Source organism: Arthrobacter sp. PAMC25284, assembly GCF_019443425.1.
Classification (GTDB): domain Bacteria; phylum Actinomycetota; class Actinomycetes; order Actinomycetales; family Micrococcaceae; genus Arthrobacter; species Arthrobacter oryzae_A.
The window spans coordinates 2164312-2186796 of record NZ_CP080382.1; the positions used below are offsets into that span (position 1 = coordinate 2164312).

20 protein-coding genes, 1 tRNA gene, 1 other RNA gene and 2 pseudogenes are annotated in these 22485 nt (G+C 66.5%); 14 read left to right on the plus strand and 10 right to left on the minus strand.

Annotated features, from left to right (window positions below; genetic code table 11):
- Positions 1 to 22: 22 nt before the first annotated feature.
- Positions 23 to 1687, plus strand: a complete 1665-nt coding sequence (gene aceB / locus KY499_RS09995; RefSeq protein ID WP_123256742.1) for a malate synthase A — start codon at positions 23 to 25, stop codon at positions 1685 to 1687.
- Positions 1688 to 1987: 300 nt separating this feature from the next.
- Here aceB and KY499_RS10000 read toward each other — a convergent pair whose 3' ends face one another.
- A complete protein-coding gene (locus KY499_RS10000) occupies positions 1988 to 3181 on the minus strand; it encodes a CynX/NimT family MFS transporter (RefSeq protein ID WP_123256859.1) in 1194 nt (397 codons plus the stop codon).
- A gap of 113 nt (positions 3182 to 3294) precedes the next feature.
- Positions 3295 to 3540: pseudogene (locus tag KY499_RS10005) on the minus strand (sugar kinase); the annotation flags it as partial.
- A gap of 55 nt (positions 3541 to 3595) precedes the next feature.
- On the opposite strand from KY499_RS10005, the gene KY499_RS10010 reads away from it, so the two are divergent.
- The 4 genes from KY499_RS10010 to KY499_RS10025 all read left to right on the plus strand — a co-directional run bounded on the left by KY499_RS10010 (position 3596) and on the right by KY499_RS10025 (position 6045).
- Complete coding sequence (locus KY499_RS10010) at positions 3596 to 4021, plus strand: hypothetical protein (protein ID WP_123256741.1); 426 nt, start codon at positions 3596 to 3598, stop codon at positions 4019 to 4021.
- 9 nt (positions 4022 to 4030) lie between these two features.
- The gene (locus tag KY499_RS10015; RefSeq protein ID WP_123256740.1) at positions 4031 to 4573 is read left to right on the plus strand and encodes a GNAT family N-acetyltransferase; all 543 of its coding nucleotides are present in this window, start codon (positions 4031 to 4033) and stop codon (positions 4571 to 4573) included.
- A 55-nt stretch (positions 4574 to 4628) separates the two neighbouring features.
- Entirely contained in the window at positions 4629 to 5330 is a 702-nt protein-coding gene (locus KY499_RS10020) for a DsbA family oxidoreductase (protein ID WP_123256739.1), read from the plus strand.
- Positions 5331 to 5397: 67 nt separating this feature from the next.
- Positions 5398 to 6045 carry a TetR/AcrR family transcriptional regulator gene (locus tag KY499_RS10025; protein ID WP_123256738.1) on the plus strand — a complete coding sequence of 216 codons (648 nt, stop codon included), beginning with the start codon at positions 5398 to 5400 and terminating at the stop codon, positions 6043 to 6045.
- 16 nt (positions 6046 to 6061) lie between these two features.
- On the opposite strand, the gene KY499_RS10030 is transcribed toward KY499_RS10025, so the two are convergent.
- Both KY499_RS10030 and KY499_RS10035 read right to left on the minus strand, forming a co-directional pair.
- Positions 6062 to 6739, minus strand: a complete 678-nt coding sequence (locus KY499_RS10030; protein WP_123256737.1) for a LytR C-terminal domain-containing protein — start codon at positions 6737 to 6739, stop codon at positions 6062 to 6064.
- The gene (locus tag KY499_RS10035) at positions 6732 to 7031 is read right to left on the minus strand and encodes a type II toxin-antitoxin system VapB family antitoxin (RefSeq protein WP_123256736.1); all 300 of its coding nucleotides are present in this window, start codon (positions 7029 to 7031) and stop codon (positions 6732 to 6734) included. The genes KY499_RS10030 and KY499_RS10035 overlap by 8 nt, the downstream gene beginning before the upstream one ends.
- Before the next feature lie 180 nt (positions 7032 to 7211).
- On the opposite strand from KY499_RS10035, the gene KY499_RS10040 reads away from it, so the two are divergent.
- Positions 7212 to 8126, plus strand: a complete 915-nt coding sequence (locus tag KY499_RS10040) for a hypothetical protein (protein WP_123256735.1) — start codon at positions 7212 to 7214, stop codon at positions 8124 to 8126.
- A gap of 147 nt (positions 8127 to 8273) precedes the next feature.
- Positions 8274 to 9848 carry a stealth family protein gene (locus tag KY499_RS10045; protein ID WP_375141145.1) on the plus strand — a complete coding sequence of 525 codons (1575 nt, stop codon included), beginning with the start codon at positions 8274 to 8276 and terminating at the stop codon, positions 9846 to 9848.
- A gap of 54 nt (positions 9849 to 9902) precedes the next feature.
- Here the strand turns inward: KY499_RS10045 and KY499_RS10050 are convergent, their stop codons facing one another.
- The 3 genes from KY499_RS10050 to KY499_RS10060 form a co-directional block, all read right to left on the minus strand.
- Positions 9903 to 10844, minus strand: a complete 942-nt coding sequence (locus tag KY499_RS10050) for a phosphodiesterase (RefSeq protein WP_123256734.1) — start codon at positions 10842 to 10844, stop codon at positions 9903 to 9905.
- Positions 10845 to 11036: 192 nt separating this feature from the next.
- On the minus strand, positions 11037 to 12248 hold the full coding sequence (fdhA, locus tag KY499_RS10055; protein WP_123256733.1) for a formaldehyde dehydrogenase, glutathione-independent: 1212 nt from the start codon (positions 12246 to 12248) through the stop codon (positions 11037 to 11039).
- Between the two features lie 304 nt (positions 12249 to 12552).
- Positions 12553 to 13044 carry a glutathione peroxidase gene (locus KY499_RS10060; protein WP_123256732.1) on the minus strand — a complete coding sequence of 164 codons (492 nt, stop codon included), beginning with the start codon at positions 13042 to 13044 and terminating at the stop codon, positions 12553 to 12555.
- 215 nt (positions 13045 to 13259) lie between these two features.
- Here KY499_RS10060 and KY499_RS18220 point away from each other — a divergent pair, with 215 nt between their 5' ends.
- On the plus strand, positions 13260 to 13472 hold the full coding sequence (locus tag KY499_RS18220) for a hypothetical protein (RefSeq protein ID WP_123256731.1): 213 nt from the start codon (positions 13260 to 13262) through the stop codon (positions 13470 to 13472).
- Positions 13473 to 13475: 3 nt separating this feature from the next.
- Entirely contained in the window at positions 13476 to 13913 is a 438-nt protein-coding gene (locus tag KY499_RS18225) for a hypothetical protein (protein ID WP_258191128.1), read from the plus strand.
- A 254-nt stretch (positions 13914 to 14167) separates the two neighbouring features.
- Here KY499_RS18225 and KY499_RS18575 read toward each other — a convergent pair.
- A pseudogene (locus tag KY499_RS18575) lies at positions 14168 to 14821 on the minus strand (M23 family metallopeptidase); the annotation flags it as partial.
- A gap of 244 nt (positions 14822 to 15065) precedes the next feature.
- Here KY499_RS18575 and KY499_RS10070 point away from each other — a divergent pair.
- Positions 15066 to 15977 (plus strand): oxygenase MpaB family protein, encoded by a 912-nt coding sequence (locus KY499_RS10070; RefSeq protein ID WP_123256857.1) that lies wholly within the window; start codon positions 15066 to 15068, stop codon positions 15975 to 15977.
- A 79-nt stretch (positions 15978 to 16056) separates the two neighbouring features.
- On the opposite strand, the gene KY499_RS10075 is transcribed toward KY499_RS10070, so the two are convergent.
- Positions 16057 to 16141 (minus strand) — tRNA-Ser (locus tag KY499_RS10075).
- Between the two features lie 340 nt (positions 16142 to 16481).
- Between KY499_RS10075 and ffs the strand changes: the two genes are divergently transcribed.
- The 4 genes from ffs (at position 16482) to KY499_RS10095 (ending at position 22030) form a co-directional block, all read left to right on the plus strand.
- Positions 16482 to 16578: signal recognition particle sRNA small type (gene ffs / locus KY499_RS10080), an RNA gene on the plus strand.
- Positions 16579 to 16605: 27 nt separating this feature from the next.
- The gene (locus KY499_RS10085) at positions 16606 to 19764 is read left to right on the plus strand and encodes a DNA polymerase III subunit gamma and tau (protein ID WP_123256730.1); all 3159 of its coding nucleotides are present in this window, start codon (positions 16606 to 16608) and stop codon (positions 19762 to 19764) included.
- A 51-nt stretch (positions 19765 to 19815) separates the two neighbouring features.
- A complete protein-coding gene (recR, locus tag KY499_RS10090) occupies positions 19816 to 20415 on the plus strand; it encodes a recombination mediator RecR (RefSeq protein ID WP_123256729.1) in 600 nt (199 codons plus the stop codon).
- A gap of 256 nt (positions 20416 to 20671) precedes the next feature.
- Positions 20672 to 22030: an aspartate kinase gene (locus KY499_RS10095; RefSeq protein WP_123256728.1), complete on the plus strand. Its 1359-nt coding sequence runs from the start codon at positions 20672 to 20674 to the stop codon at positions 22028 to 22030.
- Positions 22031 to 22147: 117 nt separating this feature from the next.
- On the opposite strand, the gene KY499_RS10100 is transcribed toward KY499_RS10095, so the two are convergent.
- On the minus strand, positions 22148 to 22342 hold the full coding sequence (locus KY499_RS10100; RefSeq protein ID WP_123256727.1) for a hypothetical protein: 195 nt from the start codon (positions 22340 to 22342) through the stop codon (positions 22148 to 22150).
- Positions 22343 to 22485 lie beyond the last annotated feature (143 nt).

The window sequence follows — 22485 nt, forward strand, 5'->3', positions numbered from 1 at the left end:
TCTTGCTTTTAGGAGTATTGAAATGAACAGCTTCACTGACAACTTCACCATCAACGGTGTGACCCTGACGGCCCAGCCCATTTGCCGCCAGAGCGAGGTCCTCACCCCGGACGCACTGGCCTTCGTTGCACAGCTGCACAAGGCCACCGCGGCACGGCGGCTGGAGCTGCTGCAGGCCCGCCGGGACCGCCGCGCGCAGATCACCAAGGGACAGGACCCCCGCTTCCTGCGCGAGACCGAATCGGTCCGCAATGATCCCAACTGGCGCGTCGCTCCCCCGGCCCCGGGACTTCAGGACCGTCGCGTCGAAATTACCGGCCCGGTGGACAAGAAGATGACAATTAACGCCCTCAACTCCGGTGCGAAGGTCTGGCTCGCGGACATGGAGGATTCTTCCACCCCGTCCTGGCGCAACGTGATCCAGGGCCAGTTGAACCTGACCGATGCCTTGGAGCGGCGGATCGACTTCACCTCGCCGGAGGGCAAGGAATACAAGCTCCGCGCCGCCGAAGACCTGCCCACCATTGTTGTCCGGCCCCGGGGCTGGCACTTGCCGGAGAAGCACATGCTCATTGGGGGCACGCCGATCGCCGGCGGGATTGTGGACTTCGGCTTGTACTTCTTCCACAACGCCCGGCGTCTCATAGCCCAGGGCAAGGGGCCGTACTTCTACCTGCCCAAGATTGAAAACCACCTCGAAGCCCGGCTGTGGAATGACATCTTCATCCTCGCCCAGGACCTTCTGGGCATCCCGCAGGGCACCATCCGCGCTACGGTGCTGATCGAGACCATCACGGCCTCGTTCGAAATGGAGGAAATCCTCTACGAGCTCCGCGACCACGCTGCGGGCTTGAACGCCGGCCGGTGGGACTACATCTTTTCCCTGATCAAGAACTTCCGCACCCGCGGCGCCCGCTTCGTGCTCCCGGACCGCGGCCAGGTCACCATGACCCAGCCGTTCATGCGCGCCTACACCGAGCAACTGGTCCGCGCCTGCCACAAGCGCGGTGCCATGGCGATCGGCGGAATGGCCGCGGCCGTGCCCAACCGCAAGGATCCGGAAGCGAACGCCATTGCGATCGGGAAGGTCCGTGCAGATAAGACCCGGGAGGCCGGCGACGGCTTCGACGGCTCGTGGGTGGCCCACCCGGACCTGGTTCCGGTCTGCCTCGAGGTGTTCGACGGCGTCCTCGGCGACCGTCCGCACCAGCTGGACCGGCTCCGCGAGGACGTCATCCCGGACGACCGTGCGCTGCTGGACATCGCCGCCTCCACCGGCACCATCACCGACCAGGGCATCCGGAACAACATCGAAGTCGGCATCCGCTACATCGAGTCCTGGCTCCGGGGCAACGGCGCTGTCGCCATCCACAACCTGATGGAGGACGCCGCGACCGCGGAGATCTCCCGGTCCCAGCTGTGGCAGTGGATTTTCTCCCGCGCCATCACGGACACGGGCGACGTCATAACCCGCGAAGGAGTGGAAGACATGCTGGACGAGGAGTTCGCCCGGTTGGAGCGCTTCGAAGGGGACAGGTTCGCCGATGCGCGGGACATCTTTGAGGAAGTCACGCTCGGCGCCGACTTCCCGGCCTTCCTGACCCTCCCCGCGTACGACCGGTTCCTGCACGAGGCCCGCGACGGCGTTGAGGTTCTCCGCGAGGACCCCTCGCTCGTGCCGGCGTAACCGCCGCCTTGGCTGGCGGGGCCGGCGCAGCCGGTCGCGTCAGCACCAGATTTCCGTCAGCTGGGCTGCCCGCCCTTCGCAACAGGCAGCCCGAAATCCGGGTGGCAGCCCAGCGACGGAACACCTCGTCTACGACACCGACAACGGCGTCGGGACCCCAGTTGAGGCCCATGTCCACGAAGGGCATGGGCCTCAACTGTGGTTCCAGCGCACCAGGGCGGCACACCTCAAGCGCGGGAATGCCTCATCAATTCGCTCGACGGCGAGGAGCTGGTCGGCGCGCGGGTGCGGGGGCCGGCGTCAGCGCGGCGACGGCACGTGCCGCAGGGACAGTGCGGTTCCCACAATGAAGGTTGTTACGGAGCCCAGGATCAGCAGCAAGGGAACAGTCCAGGTGCCGCTTGCCCCGTGCGCGGCACCCAGCAGGGTGGGGGCGAGCGCGCCGACGGAATACCCCGCGCCCTGGACGACGGCGGACATTCGGCCCGCCGAGGCCTGGTCCCGGGCCAGCCGGATGATCGCGATGAAGATCAGCGTGATGCCTCCGCCCTGGGCGATGCCGCCGAGCGAGGACCACAGCCACCACAATTGCGGCGCCAACATCAGGCCCAGCGGAACGGTCAGCCACAACAGCCCCAACCCGAGGCCGGCATTCCGCGGGCTGGCGTATCGGGCCGCGAACGGAATCCCCAGCGCGCCGGCGATGGCCAGGATCTGGAAGAGCGAAGATGCGGCGCCCGCCGCCGAGGGCGCCATCCCCAGTTCGTCCGCCAGCAGGCTGGGCAGCCACGCAGTAACCCCGTAATACGAGAACGCCTGCCCCGCGAACCCCGCTGTCAGGGCCACCGTGATCCAGCGCGACGCCGGCGGCAGGGCGGCCTGCGCCGGGTCCGGAAGCGCGATGGCCTCCGGGATGAAGGCCCGGCGGCCGACGGCCACCAGCCACGCCGCCCCGGCGGCGACGGCGAAGAGCCCACCGGCGGCCAGCGCCAGCCGCCACCCAAACAGTTCGGCCAGCGGCGCCGTCACCATGGAGGTCAGGAAGGATCCGATGTTCAGGGCCGCAGTGTAGATACCCATCGCAGTGCCCTGCCTCGCCGGAGCGAAATCACGCCGGATGATCAGCGGGACGACGATGTTGCCGATGGTGATGGCCAGGCCGATCATGACAGTGCCGATCATCACGAGAGCGCCGTCGCCCGAGGAACGCACCAGCACGCCGGCGAGCACCCCCAGCAGCGTCAGCGTGATCGCGGCCTCCGGGCCGAGCCTCCGCCCTGTCAGGGCCGCCAGCGGCGCGGCCAGGGCGAAGCACAGCACCGGGATCCCGGTCAGGAAACCCAGCTCCACCGCGGTGAAACCGAGATCGCTTTGGATCTCGCCGACGACCGGCGCCACGGCGATGAAAGGACCCCGCATATTCAGGGCAATGAGGCCGATTGCCGCCAACAGGATCCAGCTGCGCGGCAGCTTCGCCAGGACGTTGGCGCTCATGGGTGCCACGGCGTGGCCGGCACGCAAAAATATGTTTTCATCAGACCCATTGCTATCACGTGCCTGAACCGGCGCCGATTATGACGTCGCTTGGGGCCCGGTCCCGGCCCGCGTCAACCCGTCGCCTGCAGGGTCGCTTCGATGAGGTCAGGCGAGAGCACATGCTGGGTGACCATCTGGCTGGCGCCGAGGATCGCCGCCTGATCGCCTACCATCGACAGGCTGATCCGCAGATGGGTTCTGGCCAGCGGCAGCGAGCGCCGGTAGACCACTTCACGCACCCCGGCCATGAGGTGGTCGCCGGCCTGGCCGAGGCTGCCGCCAGGCACGATCACGGACGGGGTGAGGAAGTCCACCACCCCTATGTAGCGGCGTGGTCGCCGCAGGGGCACGTGATCGGCTGGGAACTCACCTTTGGTCGACCCCGACGCCGCATTTTTGGAGCTCCACGCCCAGCACGCCAGATTCCTCAGCCCGGAGCATGTGGCCGAACGGCTGGCCATCGCCGAGCGTGCCACCCAGCTTGGCCGGCTGACGGGCGAGGATGAGGTCCTGGCCTCGGCCTTGCTGTGGCGGATCGATGCCCTCTTTCAGCTGGGGCGCATCGTCGAACTTTCGGCCGAGCCCCCTGTCCTCGCCAGCATCGTCCAGCGGATGCGGGATGAATCGCGGCATGCCCGCTACGCCTTCATCCGGGCGACGCTGCTCCATCCGGAAGGGTCCTCCGACGCCACCCGGGAGCGAGCGGACCGGGCGCCCGAGATCGGGACCAGGGCCGGGGACTCCTGCAGCCTGACGCAATGGCGCTTAACGAAGCGAAGGCGGCGCCTTCCGGATTAGGGTTCTGACATGACGCACGTAATCCGAACGGCAACCGCGGACGACGCCGGCAGGCTTGCCGCGCTGGCAGCAGTGACCTTTCCGCTGGCCTGTCCGCCAGGCTCGTCCCCGGCGGACATCTCCGCACACCTCGCCAGCACTCTCAGCGAGGCCCGCTTCCGCAGCTACTTTGCCGACCCTGACACCACTGTCCTGGTGATCGATGCAGGCGGCGAGCTGCGGGGTTACAGCCTGCTGGTGGCCCAGGCCCCCCAGGACCAGGACGTGGCTGCGGTCCTGACGGAACTTCCGTGTCAGGAACTCAGCAAGTGCTACGTCCATCCCGACCACCACGGCCTGGGCGCTGCCACCGAACTCATGCACGCGAGCATCGACGCGGCCTCGGCGGCCGGGGCCCGCGGGCTCTGGCTGGGCGTGAACAACCAGAATGCCCGGGCCATCCGGTTCTACGAGAAGTCAGGCTTCCGCCAGGTCGGCACCAAGTCCTTCATTCTCGGGAATACGGTGGAGCACGACTTTGTCATGGAACGCCCGCTCGGACGGATCCCGTAACCAAGCCGACAGTCCGCCAGGGAATGGAGCCGGCCGCGTCGGGGTTGTGACGAGCATGAAGATTGAGATCTGGTCCGACGTCGCCTGCCCCTGGTGCTACATCGGCAAACGCCGCTTCGAGACCGCGCTGGCGGCCTTCCCGCACCGCGAGACTGTGGAGGTGCAGTGGCGCAGCTACCAGCTGGACCCGTCGCTGCCCGACCACTACGACGGCACCGAACTGGACTACCTGAGCACCCGCAAGGGCATGGCCCCGGCCCAGGTGACCGGAATGTTCGCGCACGTGGCGGATCAGGCCAGGGGCGAGGGCCTCAACTTCCGTTTCGACGACGTCGTGGTCGCCAACAGCTTCACCGCCCACCGGCTGATCCACCTCGCCGCCGCGCACGGGCAGCAGGACGCCGCAAAGGAACGCCTGCTCAGCGACCACTTCGAGCATGGCAAGGATATCGGGAGCCGGGACTACCTAACCTCGCTGGGGCTGGACCTCGGAATCGGCGCAACCGAGCTGGAGGATCTGTTCACCACCGACAGATACGCCGACGACGTCCGGCTGGACTTCGAGGAAGGCCGCGCGCTGGGCATCACCGGCGTCCCGTTCTTTGTGATCGACCGGAAATTCGGGCTCTCAGGCGCCCAGCCCGCCGAGACCTTCGCAACCGCCCTCGAGCAGGCGTGGCGGGACAGCCGCCCGCCGGAAATGGTCAGCCCCGTCGGTGGCGGGGACGCCTGCGGCCCGGAGGGCTGCGCCACATAGGACAGCAGTCCGGCGCCCTTCAGGCCGTGATAGCCAGTTTGCTGACAGATCACGGTAAAGTGTCTGCATGCCTAGGATTTCGGCCGAGAGTAACGCCGCGCAACGTGCCGAAACCCAGCGCCGTATCCTGACCGCTTTCGGGGAGCTGCTGTTCACGCACGGGCTCCCCGGCCTCACCATGACGGATGTGGCACGCCACGCCAGAATCGGGCGTACCGCCGTATACAACTACTATGCGGACATCGAAGAGCTGTTGATCGCCTACGCCCTGGATGAGACCGAGCGTTTCCTCGTGGACCTGCGCGAATCACTGGAGTCACTGGATAATCCGGTGGAACAGCTGGCGCTGTACGTCCGCACCCAAGTGGAGGACCTGAGCCGCCGGCATCTGCCGCCCGGGCCCGCCATGGGGTCGGTCCTCTCGCCGGCATCCTTCGCTAAGCTCGCCGACCACGTGGGCGAACTCAGCGCGCTCCTGCGGGGGATTCTCCGGGACGGCATGGCCCAGGGCTACCTGCCCGAGGCAGATATTGTCCAGCTGGCGCAGCTCATCCACGGCACACTGTCCTCCAGCGCAGCGCGCGGCGGCGGCGGCGAGGGCACGGAGTCCGACGCCGAAGCCCGTTTAGGGCGCACGGTGCGGTTCATCCAGTTGGGGGCGGGCGCCAGGTTCGATGCCGAGGGCAGGCCCGTCCGAGCCCATCCGGCGACCTGATGCGCAAGCCGCGTGATCACTTCGCCGGGGAAGCCGCAGCAGGAGTAACGGGCCAGCTGAATTCGTCCACGAGGCGCCGGTCCTCGCGCGGGCAGCTGAGCCGGCCGGGCGCCTGGTCCACCTGCTCCGGCTTCGCCAGCTCCTTGAAATCGTCGGTGAGGATGACGTCGACGGTGGCGTCCGCCCGGCCGTCCTGGAAGTAGTCGGAGCCCGGCACCTGGCGCTGGACGCTTAACGCCGCAGACTGGCCCGCGGCACCGGAGACGACCAGCGCTACGCCGCGGAAGCCGGTCGATTTGTTGGCGATGGCGCCGACCACAAACTTGCGGGCGGCAAATTCGTCGGCCACGCCCCGTGCCAGGCCCGGACGGCTCGTGGAATTGTAGACGTTGACGGTAACGCTTTCCGGCGGGAGGTACTCATGCGTTTCCGCCGGGCAGAGCGAGGACGCCTCTTTACTCCGCTCCGGCGTCGGGACCGTCAGCTGGCCGTTGATAATGGCCAAGGCCACGACGATCCCGGCAATAACCAAACCTGCGAGCGCCACAAGGACGGCTCCGTGCAGGATCCTGCGGCGAAACCGGACAGGGTTTTCCAGGGCGTCATCCTGCTCCACGAAGGTGGCCCGCAGGTCCGCGCCGGTCACGACGCGGTGCCCGTTCAATGCGGGAGGCTCGCCCGGGCCTCTAGCCATCAATCACCAGGACCCGCGCGTGAATGGCGGTGCGCTGATGCAGCGCAGAACGGACGGCACGGTGCAGGCCGTCCTCGAGGTACAGGACACCGCGGTACTCCACCACGTGCGGAAACAGGTCCCCGAAGAATGTTGAGTCCTCCGCCAGAAGGGCCTCAAGATCCAGGGTCCGCTTGGTGGTCACCAGTTCATCCAGTCGGACCGGGCGGGGCGGCAGGGCGGCCCATTCCCGGGGGGTACTGTAACCATGGTCGGGGTAGGGGCGTCCCTCGCCCACAGCTTTAAATATCACCCTGACAGCCTAGGGAACTTAGGCCGGCAAAGGAATCCATGCCCCCGCCCGGCGTGAGGTTGTGGCCAAACAGTAACCTCTTGTCAGACAGAAAATACGCACCTGTCACACTCACGGCGGGCCGCGGCTTTTGTCCGTCAAATACCGGCCCGGGAATCGGCGGGCTGACAGAATGGGGACATGACTTCACCTGAGACGTCCGCCGCCCGGCCGATGAAGACTCCCCCATTGGCCCTGTTGCTTGACGTCGACGGCCCGGTGGCAAGTCCGGTCACGCGCGATGTCCAGCCCGCCATCATCGCCGATCTGCTGGCCCTCGCCGTCGCGGGAATCCCGGTGATCTTCAACACCGGCCGTTCGGACACCTTCATCCGCGAGCAGGTCATGGAGCCCATGATTGCCGCCGGCATGCCGGCCGGAACGATCATCCACGCCATCTGCGAGAAAGGCGCCGTCTGGTTCAGCTACACCCCGGCCGGCCCCGGTCCGGTCCATGTCGACGAGGAGCTCGCCATCCCGGGCTCCTTCGGAGACGACGTCCGCCGCCTGGTGGCCGAGGACTATTCGGCCCACATGTTCTTCGACGAAACGAAACGGGCAATGGTCTCCGTGGAGCAGCACATCGCCATCGCCAGTTCCGATTACCTCGCCGAGCAGGAACTCTTTGATGCCGACGTCTTGGATCTAATGGCCCGCCACGGTCTGGGCGTCGTCCGCCTCGACCACCATGCCCCCGATTCTGACGCCCGGATCGACTACCGAGTGGATCCCACCATCATCTCCACAGACATCGAATCCGTCCGGCTCGGCAAGGATCTTGGCGCCAGCCGGGCCGTGGAACTGCTCGCGGCCCAGGGCATCACCCCGCAGGCCTGGCGCACGGTGGGCGACTCCCGCACGGACTACGCCATGGCCGACTGGCTGCACCACAACGACCACGCTGTTAAGCATGTTGATGTGCGGCCCGCCGATGGCATCCCCGTGAAACCGTATGAGGTGCTGACCGCCGCCGATCTCGGGTTGGACGGGGACACGATTCACGACGACGCCGGGGCCGCCTTCCTGCGCCACTGGCTGAAGGCCATTACCGGTTAAAAGGCGGATCCGCCGGAACCTGGCCGGCGGATTGTCGCCGTTGCTGCGGCTTAATGTGTCCCGGCAATTTTGAGGCGGGAGTTATCATGCAAGTAGGTAGCAAGAGCACTCAAAGAACGCCGGAGAACAGACATCACTGAAGCAATAATCCAGGACGAAATTTACTACGGCGGTCAGGCGTCAGAAGACGCCCATGACGAGGTCACGTCGGCGGCCGCCGTCGCGCGGTTCAAGACCCGGCCGGATGTGGTCCGTCGACGCGGCCGGTACGCCCTCATCAATGAGAACCGCACGCCGTATCAGGCCATGGTCGAAGACCTGATGTTCCTGCGTTCGGTGCTGGACGGCGCCGGCCTTGATTACCTCCTGGTGCGCGGCAACAATCACCGGCCCGTCATCGCGGTGGACTGGAAGCTCCGGAAGGAACTCCGCGACGCGCTCGTGGAGGCATGCCACGACGAGCCGTTCTACTCCATGACCGTCGACGCCAAGAAAAAGTCCTCCGTGCTGGTGTCCGACGGCGAGCTGTCACCCAACCGGCAGGCTCGGATCTTCCGGCTGTACCGTCCCCGGGTCGAACCGGAGGGCGGGTTCCAGTTCGGCGCCTCCGCCGGCGTTCAGCTGGAGCTGTGGAGCTTCGAAGGGGATCAGCTGATCCTGCCGATCGAGAACTCGCTGACCCGGCGCACCATGCTCGCCCAGGATGCCGTGCGCGGCACCGTGGAACGCTACGGCCACACGTGGCCCACCATTGAGAACATGTTCGCGGACCACGCCAGCGACATCAGCTTCGACGTCGACCTTGTGTTCTCCTGGGTGGACGGATCCTCCCCCGAATACATTGCCGCCCGCCGGGCCCGCATGGCTGGCGTCGTGGTCGGCGAAGGCGACGACCACGAGGCCAGGTTCCGCCAGATAGACGAACTCAAGTACGCGCTGCGCTCCGTATATATGTTTGCGCCGTGGATCCGGCGGATCTTCATCGCCACGGATTCGCCTGCTCCGTCCTGGCTTGCAGAGCACCCGAGCGTGACAATTGTCCGCAGCGAGGAATTCTTCGCTGACCCCTCGGTGCTGCCGACGCACAATTCGCAGGCGGTGGAGTGCCAGCTGCATCACATCGAGGGACTCTCCGAGCACTTCCTCTATTCCAATGACGACATGTTCTTCGGCCGGGCCGTCGGACCGGACATGTTCTTCACCCCGGGCGGCATCACCAAGTTCATCGAGGCGGAAACGCGGATCGGGCTGGGCGAGAACGACGCCGAGCGCAGTGGTTTTGAGAACGCGGCCCGCGTCAACCGCAAGTTGCTCTGGAACCGTTTCGGCCGGATCACCACCCGGCACCTCGAGCACACCGCGACGCCGCTTCGACGCAGCGTGGCGGCCACCATGGAACAGGAGTTCCCGGCTGAGTTCGCTAAGACCGCCGCGAGCACCTTCCGTGCGGCGGACAACATTTCAGTGACCAACTCGTTCTACCACTACTACGCGTTGCTCACCGGCCGTGCCGTCACCCAAACCGCCGCGAAAGTGAAGTACGTCGATACGACAGCCCGGGCCGGACTGAATTACTTGCCCAAGCTGCTCGCCAAGCGGAACATGGATTTCGTCTGCCTGAACGACGGCAGCTTCCCCGAGGTACCCGCCGAGGAGCGGGCCGAGTTGGTGGTGGACTTCCTGGAGAAGTATTACCCCATCAAGGCGCCCTGGGAAAAGTGATGCCGGAGCCGGGGCTGCCACCGCTGTCGGCGGTTTGCCCCGGCAGGGCTCCGGCTAGCTAAGGGCCGTGATCCGGCGCGCGCCTGGCGTCTTGGCCGGGTCCTCCAGCTTCGCCTTACGCGGAATCTTTACCCCTGCCTGAGCCAGCCGCCGCTGGACTTCCGCAGCCGCCACCGTCTCACCGACGTCCGGGGTATCCCCCAGGAGCACCACCGAGTGAACGATCGTGTGCTCGTATACATGTACCAGGTTGAACGCCTGACCACCGTCGCGTCCGCGTGTCCCCCCTACCGGAACATTCAAATCCTGGGTGTAGCAGGTGGCTGAAGCGACGGAGACCGGAATGCCGGCGAACGTGGCGGTCGTTGAGTAGTGCAGGTGGCCGCCCAAAATGGCCCGCACGTCGGAGTTCCGCAGCACCCCGGCGAGCGCCGACTGCCCGCGAAGCTCAACAAGCACTGCCAGGTCCAGCACGGAAGGTACCGGCGGATGGTGGAGGGCCAGAATCGTCCCGTCGGGGGCCGGTGTTGCCAGTTCGGCGGCTAGCCAGTCCAACTGGCCTTCGCTTAGCTCGCCGTGGTGAAAACCAGGCACCGACGTGTCCAGGGTGATGACGCGCAGTCCGTTGATGAAATAGCTACGGTCCACCGGCGCCGTGCCCGCGGGCTCGTCCAGCAGCCCGGCCCGAAAATTACCGCGGTCATCATGGTTCCCCATAGCCCAGATAACCTTGGCGCCCATGGCCTTGCACGCGGGCTCTACGATCGCGCGGAGCTTGACGTAGGCTTCGGCTTCACCCTGGTCGGCCAGGTCCCCGGTGAAGACCACGGCTTCGGGGCGCGCTCCGGAAGCCAGGACTTCGTCGAAGAGTTGCCTGAGCAGGGCATCGCTGTCCACCGCGCCGTGCAGAGGCTGCGGACCCCCCAGCAGATGGGGGTCGCTTAGATGAAGTAGAAAATGCCGTGGCCGGGGGTGTTCGGCCTCGATGAGCTCCATTGCTGCCTTCTTGGTTGGGTGGAGGCGGTGCCTCCAGTGTCCCTCTCAGTAACCACTATCCAACCAGACATTGGGTTAACAATGTGAAAACGGGGGTAGGAATTTTCGAAAAGTTGCATGGGTCAGCGACGCCGCCCGTTGCCGAGGTGTTGACCCGGCAGGGCAGCGCCGCTGGATTCCATGCCGTTTCTGCTAGCTCAGGTAGCCGTTCGGGTTCAGGACGTACTTCGTGGCTGCGCCGGCGTCGAATTCGGCGTAACCCTTCGGCGCATCTTCCAGACTGATCGCCTTGGCATTGACGTTCTTCGCGATGCTCACCCGGTCATGCAGGATGGCCATCATGAGCCCACGGTTGTACTTCATCACCGGGCACTGGCCGGTAGTGAAGCTCAACGACTTGGCCCAACCCGTGCCCAGGCTGAGCGACAGCGAGCCCTTCTGGGCGGCCGCGTCGATGCCGCCCGGGTCGCCTGTGACGTAGAGCCCGGGAATGCCCAACGCACCGCCGGCGGCAGTGATGTCCATCAGCGAGTTGAGAACAGTCGCGGGTGCTTCGGAGGCACCATGGCCGTGTCCCTTGGCTTCGAACCCGACGGCGTCCACACCGCAATCGACTTCGGGGATCCCGAGGAGCTGCTCGATCTGCTCCTGCGGGCCGCCCTCGTTCAGGTCCACCGTTTCGCAGCCGAAGCTGCGTGCCTGGGCCAGCCGGTCCGTGTTCATATCGCCGACGATGACGACGGCGGCGCCGAGCAGCTGTGCGCTCGTGGCGGCGGCAAGACCAACCGGCCCGGCGCCGGCGACATAGACCGTGGAGCCCACGCCTACGCCTGCGGTGACGGCGCCGTGGAATCCGGTGGGGAAGATGTCCGAGAGCATGGTCAGGTCCATCATTTTTTCCAGTGCCTGGTCCCGGTCCGGGAATTTCAGCAGGTTCCAGTCCGCGTAAGGCACGAGGACGTAGTTGGCTTGGCCACCGACCCAGCCGCCCATGTCCACATAGCCGTAGGCGCTTCCCGGCCGGTCCGGGTTGACGTTCAGGCAGATGCCGGTCTTGCGCTCCTTGCAGTTCCGGCAGCGTCCACAGGCGATATTGAAGGGGACGGAGCAGATATCACCTACCTTGATGAATTCAACATCCGGTCCCACTTCCACGACTTCGCCGGTGATTTCGTGGCCGAGAACGAGGTCCTTCGGGGCGGTGGTGCGCCCACGGACCATGTGCTGGTCGGAGCCGCAGATGTTCGTGGCGACGGTCTTCAGGATGACGCCATGGCGTACTTGGCGGCCCACATTCGCCGGGTTGACGCCCGGGCCGTCTTTGAGTTCGAAGCTTGGGTAGTCAATGTCGATAAGTTCAACCTTGCCGGGTGCTTTGTAGGCAACGGCTTTGTTCCCTGTCATCTTTCTCCTTCAGATTTCACGGGCCAGTTGGGCCCGGTTGTGATCCACGAAGTTCCCTGATCCACCCCCCGCAGGACAGCTCCGGAGGCAACCACGACAGCGAGTCCATACAGGGCCGTGAGTGCGTCCGGTGGGTAGGGGGTTCGGCCAGTCTAGGACCTCGTTCAGAGAAGGGCTAGGGTCCGATGTCCGCCGTGGGCGAACGCCCAGCCGGGAGCCGTCAGGCATCAATCCGGGTCTCCCGGCGGCGGCGTATGCGGGTCCGTGCAGGCGATTCCTCATCGGGCGGGACGAACGTCGGTGTCTACGGCCAGTCCAGCAGTGCCTGGATCGCGTCGATGACGGCCGCAGAGTCCGGCTCGACTGTCGGTGCGAAGCGGCCAACGACTTCGCCGTCGCGGTTCACGAGGAACTTTTCGAAATTCCACTTCACTAGGCCCGGCAACATGCCGGTCTTGAACTTGGTCAACTCGGCGTAGAGCGGATGGCGGTCCTTACCCCGGACTTTGGCTTTGGCCGTCAGCGGGAACGACACCCCAAAATTCCGGCTGCAGAACTCGACGATCTCGGAGCCTGCACCGGGTTCCTGTCCGCCGAACTGGTTGCACGGAACCCCGAGCACGTGAAAGCCCCGGTCGCGGAACTTGTTGTAAAGGGCCTCCAGTCCAGCGTATTGGGCCGTAAAGCCGCACTCGGAGGCGACGTTGACGACCAGCACCACGTCACCCTTGAAGCGGCCGAAATCCGTCGTTCTCCCGTCGATCAGGGTGAGCGGGATGGAGTGCAAAGAAGGCATACGGGAATTCCTCACGGAGGCTATGAGTCGAACGGCGACCCAAAACGGGTTACGCCTGCCATTCGATACCAATCCGTACCCGTATGGGTCGGTACCTTTATGGCGGCTCCGGCCGACGCTTCGCGGCCGTGTGGCCGGGCAGCGTCAACCGGTGGGTTTCGCGTTATGGACGCGGCGTGGCCGCGGCTTTCGACGGCTGAGGGGTCGCGGATTTCGTGCCTGGCGTCGCAGCGGTCTTCGTAACTGGCGCGGCCGGGGCCCCGGGAACCGTGGTCGCGGCCGAGGGCACGACACCGGGCGGAGCCGCCGGAGGCACAACGGCGGGCGGAGCCGCCGGAGGCTTGGTTGTGGCCGCCTTTGCACTGGCCGCCGTCGAACCGGCCGGGGCCGATGCTGGCGGCGGCGCCTGGCTTGGAGCGGCGGACTGAGTCGTGGCGACGGGCTTCGTTGCGGCAGGTGGTGCCGTGGTCGCGGACGGTGTGGCGGCTGCCGGCGGGGTTGCAGACGCACCGGGTGAAGTCGCTGCCCCGCTGGGGCCGGCCGTCAGCGGCGGCGTTGCCGTCCCCGTCGTCGTCGGTGACGTCGTCGGTGTGGCCGGCGTCGGCGTTGCCGTACCCGGCGTCGTTGTGGCCGTACCCGGCGTCGTTGTGGCCGTACCCGGCGTCGGTGTGGCCGGAGTCGGCGTTGCCGTACCCGGCGTCGGTGTGGCCGGAGTCGGCGTTGCCGGACCCGGCGTCGGCGTGGCCGGAGTCGGCGTTGCCGGACCCGGCGTCGGCGTGGCCGTAACCTTTGCCGGCGGCGTGGCCGTACCCGGCGCCGTCGGTGACGACGTGACCTGGCCCCCCTTCACCGGGACGGGCGGAGGCTGAGTGGCTGCCTCCACGACCACGGCGGCAGGACGTTCATTAAGTCCACCGGCCACAATATGGGTCAGCTTTTCGCTGACAGGGATAGCCCAGCCCGCCCGGTTGTTTGCAGGTAGGCCAGCGTCCGGTTCATAGCTGGTCATCGTCAGCGGACCGAGCGGGTCCACTTGCCGGGTAGGAAGTAACGACCAGTCCTGAGGATTCACGTGCTTTCCGTTGAGGATGGTCTCAAAATGCAAGTGGCACCCGGTGGAGGAGCCCGTTGTCCCCACCTTGGCAATGATTTCATCCACCCGGACCGAGTCGCCCTTCTTGACGGCGATCGCCTCGAGGTGGTTGTAAGTGGTGATCAGTCCGTTTCCGTGGTCGATTTCCACGCGGTTGCCGCCGCCCCACGGGTGCCAACCAACGGCGCGAACCACACCTGAATCGGCGGCATAGACCCGGGTGCCGCATGCTGCAGCGAAGTCCTGGCCCCAGTGAAATTCGCCGGCGGAGCCAGAGATCGGGCTGGTGCGCAGCCCGAACGGGGAGGATGCCAGAAGGCTTTCCAGCGGGGACATTAGAGTGCCCGCGCCCGGACGTTTCAGGCTGGCTGACGCGACATTGAACTCACCGCTGACTCCCTCTTTGGAGGCGGTTCCGACAGCAGACCGGCTGAACGCCACGAGCGCCCGCTCGTCAGCAGTAAAGGCTGCGCCTGCGACCGGCTGCGCCGTATCCATTAATGCCGAATCCATTAATGCAGTGAGATCCAGCGACTGCGGGCCCACTGCCCCGGAGGCGGTAAACGCTCCGCGCAGACTGGACGATGACGCGCTGCCGGCCAGTCCCTGCAATCCGAAGGTCAGAACCGCCAGGGAAAGGCAGACGCCGCCGGACAGCCAACGCACGGCAACCGTCCTGGCCATGACCCGCTGCTCACCTGATGAGTTTCCCCAATGTTTTCCCACGATGCGACCCCCGCGATATGGCCGCCAGACCCAATAAACTCGACGGACTCACCTTCCATGTGAACACAGCCAACAAGGCCTGGGAACAGCCAACGCCACCCGTTTGCCACCATTCCGTCATTCGAGTACTCCTGGCCCGTAGACCGAGTAGTCCCCAGCCGGAAGCGAGTACAGGCACCCCCGTGGCGGGCAATAATTGATCATGCACAACGTCCTCAGGGAATGGCAGACCGAGCTCAAACAGACATTTACCGGCACTCGCGATGCGGTGCCGGGTTGGGTGCCGCGCCTTGCGGAAGGCGACGACTTCGGATATCACCTGCCGGGCTCCGCGGTGTGGGCCGTACATGGAGACATGCCGACGATCGTTGCGGGCATCCGGGCTCTGCTGATGCAGGCGCTCCATCCCGGGGCACTGGCCGGGGTGCACGACCACTCCCGCTTCCGGGAAGATCCTCTGGGCCGGCTGGCCGGGACGATCCGGTGGATCTTCACGGTGTCCTACGGCTCGACCGAGGCGGCCCGCACGGCCTCCGACTGGGTTCTCCGCCTGCATAAAAGCGTCCGTGGCGGATTTGTGGACGGCCACGGAGTCGCCCGGAACTACGCGGCGAACGACCCTGAGCTGCTCCGCTGGGTCCACATTGCCTTCACCGACGCGTTTCTTTCCACCCATAAGATCTGGGGACGGCCCATTCCGGGCGGACCCGACGCGTATGTCCGCGAGTGGGCCCAGGCGGGCCGTCTCATGGGCGTCGTCGCCCCGCCCCTCAGCGAGTCGGAGATGCGTCAGCAGTTGGACCGCTGGTACGACGACGGCGAACTCCGCTGCGATTCCCGTGTCGCCGAGGTGGTGGAGCTCCTGCGTGCCCCTCCCCTGCACCCGTCCCTCAGGCCGGGCTACCAGGTTCTGTTCGCCGCCGCCGTGACGAGCCTCGAGCCCAAATACCGGGATCTGCTCGGCCTCCGGACCGCCCGGCTCGGCCCTATCCCGCTGCCGGTGACGCTGGCCACCCGGGGAACCCTCGCCGTCGTCCACCTTGCTCTGGGCCGGACGGGTCCCAGCGAACAGGCCGCCCGCGACCGCCTCCGGCGGCTGGGGTTTCAGGCCTGAACGTTGGGTGTGCGGGGCGTCGCGCCCCCAGACATCCGGACAGCAAAAAGGCCCCGGTCCAGTGGACCGGGGCCAAGCGCGGAGAATGGGGGATTTGAACCCCCGAGGGCGTTAACCCAACACGCGTTCCAGGCGTGCGCCATAGGCCGCTAGGCGAATTCTCCAGTAGCTTCTGAATCAAAAGCAGATACTAGAATACCTGAACTTTCCGGCATCGCCCAATTGAGCATTCCGGCCCACCCGGAGGGACATGCCCCGCTCCCGCAACAACGCATGGACATAGCCCCACTCTGCGCATCCCCTGCGCCGAGAAATGAGCATGCCCCCCGGCCCGCCACCGCGGACCCCACCGGCCGCCACCGGACATGCCCCGCCGGGCCTGCCTAGCCTGGACATAGCGCCATTCTGCGCATCCCCGGCCGCAAAAAATGAGCATGTCCCCCCGGAAATTTGAAGCCCGGACGGGCCGATTCGGGGCACACCCGATCGTCGGGTAAAGTTGCTGACGGCCCCTCATGTGGCGTCATCCTGTTGAACTCCCCCAGGACCGGAAGGTAGCAAGGGTAAATGGGCTCTGGCGGGTGCATGGGGGGTCTTTTATGTCTGTGCCGATTGGTAGGGTTTATCTGTGACTGTTACTACCGCGCTCTACCGTAGATACCGCCCGGATTCGTTCGCGGACGTTATCGGTCAGGAGCACGTCACCGAGCCGCTCATGATGGCTCTGCGCAAGAACCGCGTCAACCACGCCTACCTCTTCTCCGGCCCCCGCGGCTGCGGCAAGACCACCTCCGCCCGCATCCTGGCGCGCTGCCTGAACTGCGCCGAGGGCCCCACCGACACCCCTTGCGGCAAGTGCCCCAGCTGTGTCGGACTTGCCCGCGGCGGTTCGGGATCCCTCGATGTCATCGAGATCGACGCCGCCAGCCACGGCGGTGTGGACGACGCCCGCGACCTGCGCGAACGCGCCACCTACGCTCCGGTCCGGGACCGGTACAAGATTTTCATCATTGACGAAGCGCATATGGTGACGTCGGCAGGTTTCAACGCGCTGCTCAAAATCGTTGAAGAGCCACCGGAGCACATCAAGTTCATCTTCGCCACGACGGAGCCGGACAAAGTGATCGGCACCATCCGCTCCCGCACGCATCACTACCCGTTCCGGCTGGTCCCGCCGGCGCCGCTCATGGCCTACCTTGAGCTGCTCTGCACCCAGGAAAATGTTCCTGTCGCGCCCGGTGTGCTCTCCCTCGTGATTCGGGCCGGCGGCGGTTCCGTCCGTGATTCCCTGTCCGTCCTGGATCAGCTCATGGCAGGCGCCGGTCCGGAGGGCCTGGACTACGAACTCGCCGTCGCACTGCTCGGCTACACACATGCCTCCTTACTCGACGATGTGGTCGAGGCCGTCGCTGCCGCCGACGCCGCCACAGTCTTCCGCGCCGTGGACCGTGTAGTCCAGACCGGCCACGACCCGCGCCGCTTCGTCGAGGACCTTCTCGAGCGTTTCCGTGACCTCATCATCGTCCAGGCCATGCCCGAGAGCGCCCAGTCCATCCTCCGCGGCATGCCGGCGGACCAGATAGCGCGCCTGCAGAACCAGGCGCATAACCTGGGCGCCTCCGAGCTCTCCCGTGCCGCCGACGTCACCAACACCGCACTCACCGAAATGACCGGCGCCACGTCGCCCCGCCTGCACCTGGAACTGCTGTGCGCCCGTATCCTGCTGCCCAGCTCGGAACAGACCGAACGCGGCATCGCCGCCCGGATCGACCGGGTGGAACGCCGGCTGAATTACGCCGGGAACGACGTCGGGACCCCGGTTCGCGTTCCCGCGCCCGGCACGTCGAGCCCCACCGCTGCTCCCACTGCCGCTCCCGCCCCCCCTGCGGGCCCGGCCCAGGCCGACGTTTCGATCCCCGCCTCCGGTCAGGGCCCTGCACCCCAGGCTGCACCCTCCGCGGCACCCGTGGCCGCTTCCGCGCCGGCGCCTGAGGCTGCACCGGCACCCGCACCCGCGCCCGACGACGAGCGCACCCGCCAGCCATTGACCGCACCCCGGGTGAGCACGAGTGACTGGCCCGTTGACAAAGCCGCGACCGGCGGCGCCCACTCCGGCAACCCGGCCCCGGCCGGGCCCGTCCCTGCTGCCCCGGCGGCGCCCTCCCGCGTGCAACCTGAGCCCGTGCAACCTGCACCCGTACCCGCGCGGCCGGAACCTTCCTGGCCCACCTCGGCCCCCGAAGCTCCCGGCACTGCCGCCGTCGCCCCGGCCGTGGCCCCCGCTCCAGGCTCCGGCGCGGACGTCGAGGTCCTCCGCCGTGCCTGGCCGGATATTCTGCAGACGCTGACGAAAATCAAGCGCAGCACCTGGGCCCTCGTGGAACCCAATGCGCAGGTCGGCCACTTCGAAGATCACGTCCTGACCCTGGCCTTTACTACGTCGGGCCTCGCGGGGGCCTTCGGACGTGCCGATCATGCCGAGAACCTTCGACAGGCCATTCACAAGACCATCGGCATCGATTGCCAGGTCAAGGCCGTCGCAGCAGGCGCCCACGGTGCAGCGAGCTCTGAGCCAAACCCAAAAGCGCCCGCTAGCCGGGATATCCCGGCAGCGTCAGCCGATGTTGCCTGGGGGCTGGCGCCCGACAGCCGGCAAATCGATTCACCGGCCGTTCACGCGGCCGGCCCTGCGCCAGTCGAGTCGCCAGGCGCCGGGCAGGCCGCGACGGAGCAGCCCTCCCCGTCAAACGCCGCGGAGGTCCCCGCACCGGCCGCGGCATCCCCGGCGCCGGCCGAGCCCCCAGCAGTTGAGGCTCGGCCTGTAACGCAACCGTCCACGTCCGCCCCGGCCGTGGCTGCTGCCGCACCCGCCTCGCTGCCCGCGCAACCGTCGCCCGCGCCTGCCGATTCGTCGTCGACGATTCCCGCCACCGCACCGGCCACGCCCGCCGAAGCCGAGGGTTCCTACGCCTACCCGGATGACGATTGGGGTCCGCCCCGGGATGAGGACGCCCCGCCGCTGGACGAGGACCCCCCCATGGACTGGGATCCCCAAGCGTCCGCAGCGCGACTCCCGGCCGAGCCGGAAACCCCTGCCGCTCCCGCCCGTAAGAAGGCAACGGCTCCGAAGCCGGCGTCCGCCGCACCGTCCCGCAAAAGTGCAGCCCCGCAGGGGCCCGATACCGCGGAGGACCCTTGGACACGCGCCGTCGAGCAGTCTGCTGGCATCTGGACCGTGGGCTCCGAGACGAATGTCGGCCGCTCCCCCGCGGAGGCGGAGCCTGCGGCGATTCCTGAACACGCCGCCGAGCCGGACGCTCCGCACTACGAACCGGCTGCCGCCCAGATCCCGGCGAAAGCCGTCACCGCGTCCTGCGCGGCTGGTGTGCCGGAGGCGCCTGACGCATCTGGCGTGTCCGCGGACGGTTGGGGCGAACCGGAGCCTGCGCCGGCGGCCGTCACCGTTCCCGCTGCGGCGCCTGCCTCCGCGGCCACAGTTGCAGCCATCGCGGCACCGGTTGCAGCCACGGCGGTACCGGTTTCCCCGGGACGTCAAAGCCTGTACCAGCGACTTTCCAACAGCCCTGAGGCCGAGGCCGGCCGTGCCAAGGCACCCGCTCGGGCGTCGGCAACCGCCACCCTTTACGCCAATGACGTCCCCAGCGCGGATGACGAGACCATCGAGGAATCCGGCGTCTTCGGCCGGGCCGCCGTCGAACGCATTCTCGGCGGCAAACTGGTGGAAGAACGGTCTCTCGACGGCAGCCCTCTGCCGCCGCGTTTCTAGTCACCCTGCCGCCGGCGCCCGGCGCCACCAACCCCTACGAACGAGGACATTGTGTACGAAGGTGCAGTTCAAGAGCTGATCGACGAGCTCGGACGTCTCCCCGGCGTCGGACCAAAGTCTGCCCAGCGGCTGGCCTTCCACATCCTCGAAGCCGACCCGCAGGACATGAAACGGCTCGTCGAGGCCATCACCATGGTGAAGGAACGGGTCAAGTTCTGCACTGTCTGCGGCAATGTCACCGAGCAGGAACTGTGCAACATCTGCCGCGACCCGCGCCGGGACCCCTCGATCATCTGCGTTGTCGAGGAATCCAAGGACGTCCTGGCGGTGGAACGGACCCGCTCCTTCCGTGGCCGGTACCACGTGCTGGGCGGCGCGATTAATCCCATCGCCGGAATCGGTCCGGAGCAACTCCGGATCCGGGAGCTGCTCACCCGGCTTAATGACGGGGCGATCCAGGAAATTATCATCGCGACCGACCCGAACCTCGAAGGCGAGGCCACGGCCACCTACCTGGCGCGGATGCTCAAGTCGATCGGCATCGCCGTCACCCGATTGGCCTCCGGTCTGCCGGTCGGCGGCGACCTCGAATATGCAGACGAGGTCACCCTGGGCCGGGCCTTTGAGGGCCGCCGCAACGCGCTGAGCTGACCGGACTCCCCTGCCGGCCGCCGCTATGCTACGCCGCCCTCAGGACATGCCCGGCCCCCGGGCTGACGGATGGACATCACGGCATTATGCCCACTCCCCGGGGCGCAGGGAGGGCATGCCCAGCGGGGAACTGCCCGGCATACGGTCACAATTCCACCCCGCGCGGCCAGCGGCGATAAACTGCTCTGAGAAGTAGAGTGGTCGCGCCAATTGGCTGCCTGGCCCAGAACCCAGATGATCCAGTGAGGGTGCGCGCATGAGTTTGCCCACTACCGAAGTCCAGCCCGGCGCCCAGCCCCAGGTACTGCCCGTTGCGTCCGCCGCCACCAAGCACCTTGTGGTGAAGAAGTTCGGCGGCTCCTCCGTCTCGGACGCGGAAGGCATCAAACGCGTTGCCAGGCGGGTCGTGGACGCCCACAATGCCGGCGACGAAGTCGTGGTGGTGGTTTCCGCGATGGGCGACACCACCGACGAACTGCTTGACCTTGCGGCGCAGGTGACCGATTCGGCCCCCGCCCGGGAAATGGACATGCTCCTTTCCGCCGGCGAGCGTATCTCCATGGCGCTGCTGGCCATGGCCATCAACAAGTACGGCGCCTCTGCCCAGTCCTTCACCGGATCGCAGGCCGGGATGATCACCGACGGCATTCATGGCAAGGCCCGGATCATCGACGTCGACCCGCACCGGATCCGCACCGCCCTGGACAAGGGCAACATCGCGATCGTGGCCGGGTTCCAGGGCATGAGCCGCAGCACCAACGAAATCACCACGCTTGGCCGCGGCGGCTCGGACACCACGGCCGTGGCGCTGGCCGCAGCCCTCGATGCGGACGTCTGCGAGATCTTCACCGACGTCGACGGAATCTACACCGCCGACCCCCGCGTTGTTGCAACAGCGCGCAAAATCGACCGCATCTCAAGCGAGGAAATGCTGGAACTGGCAGCCTCCGGCGCCAAGATCCTGCACCTGCGCTGCGTGGAATACGCGCGCCGCTTCGGCGTGCCCCTGCATGTCCGTTCCTCATTCAGCCCGAACGAAGGCACGTGGGTCATGCCAGGCGCCGACGACAAGATCACTACCCAAGAGGGAGTTGCCTTGGAGCAGCCAATCATCTCCGGCGTTGCCCACGACCGTTCCGAAGCCAAGGTCACGGTTGTCGGCGTACCTGACATCCCCGGCAAGGCCGCGGCAATCTTCCAGGTCATCGCTGACGCTCATTCAAACATCGACATGATTGTGCAGAACGTCTCGACCCACGGCACCGGCCGGACGGATATCTCCTTCACACTGCCGATCGTCGAGGGCGCCGATGCGCTGGCCGCGCTCCGCGCCGCCGAGGATCAGATCGGCTTCGAAAGCATCGAGTACAACGAGCAGATCGGCAAGCTCTCCCTCATCGGTGCCGGCATGCGCTCCCACCCGGGTGTTTCGGCGCGGTTCTTCGCGGCGCTGTCCGCTGCGGGTATCAACATCAACATGATCTCGACGTCGGAGATCCGCATCTCGGTCGTCACCCACGCTGACCTGCTCGACGACGCCGTCCGCGCCATCCACAAAGCCTTCGACCTCGACAGCGAGGACGAGGCAACCGTCTACGGCGGCACCGGCCGGTAGTTACGCCGCCGCGACGCTGCCCCTGCGGCTGGCGGGCGCAACCGGCGAAAGCCACCACCTACGTGAAAGGAGAACGGCAGAAGCCGTTCTCCTTTCACGTATCCGGCCGGTGGGCGGTCAAACCTCTTCCTTCCAGAGCTCAGACTTACGCACCGCGTAGTGATGCCCGTGCGAATCCGTCTCGACTTCGAATGTCGAGAGGTTCTCTTCCGAGGCCCGCTCGAAGTCATCGTGCCGGTGCACCACTGGTCCGGCAGTGTTGCCGCGGCTGGCGTTGCCGAAGAGGTACCTGAACATGTAAGTCCGCCTCATAAAGCGCCTGACTGAACGTGTCACAGATCCCACCCCCTTCCGTCGTTGCGGATGGATTACGGATGCTGCCGTACTGTGCCTCCGTGCCCCCATTTTACGCCCGGCGGCGACAAAAGGACCGGGGCCCGGCCCACCGGTCGCCG

Coding starts and splice junctions, on each gene's coding strand:
- KY499_RS10070 (WP_123256857.1), top strand. CDS start 15,066: ATGCACAACGTCCTCAGGGAATGGCAGACCGAGCTCAAACAGACATTT.
- KY499_RS10025 (WP_123256738.1), top strand. CDS start 5,398: ATGCCTAGGATTTCGGCCGAGAGTAACGCCGCGCAACGTGCCGAAACC.
- KY499_RS10020 (WP_123256739.1), top strand. CDS start 4,629: ATGAAGATTGAGATCTGGTCCGACGTCGCCTGCCCCTGGTGCTACATC.
- KY499_RS10095 (WP_123256728.1), top strand. CDS start 20,672: ATGAGTTTGCCCACTACCGAAGTCCAGCCCGGCGCCCAGCCCCAGGTA.
- KY499_RS10015 (WP_123256740.1), top strand. CDS start 4,031: ATGACGCACGTAATCCGAACGGCAACCGCGGACGACGCCGGCAGGCTT.
- KY499_RS10100 (WP_123256727.1), bottom strand. CDS start 22,342: ATGAGGCGGACTTACATGTTCAGGTACCTCTTCGGCAACGCCAGCCGC.
- KY499_RS10000 (WP_123256859.1), bottom strand. CDS start 3,181: ATGAGCGCCAACGTCCTGGCGAAGCTGCCGCGCAGCTGGATCCTGTTG.
- KY499_RS10040 (WP_123256735.1), top strand. CDS start 7,212: ATGACTTCACCTGAGACGTCCGCCGCCCGGCCGATGAAGACTCCCCCA.
- KY499_RS10030 (WP_123256737.1), bottom strand. CDS start 6,739: ATGGCTAGAGGCCCGGGCGAGCCTCCCGCATTGAACGGGCACCGCGTC.
- KY499_RS10060 (WP_123256732.1), bottom strand. CDS start 13,044: ATGCCTTCTTTGCACTCCATCCCGCTCACCCTGATCGACGGGAGAACG.
- KY499_RS10050 (WP_123256734.1), bottom strand. CDS start 10,844: ATGGAGCTCATCGAGGCCGAACACCCCCGGCCACGGCATTTTCTACTT.
- aceB (WP_123256742.1), top strand. CDS start 23: ATGAACAGCTTCACTGACAACTTCACCATCAACGGTGTGACCCTGACG.
- fdhA (WP_123256733.1), bottom strand. CDS start 12,248: ATGACAGGGAACAAAGCCGTTGCCTACAAAGCACCCGGCAAGGTTGAA.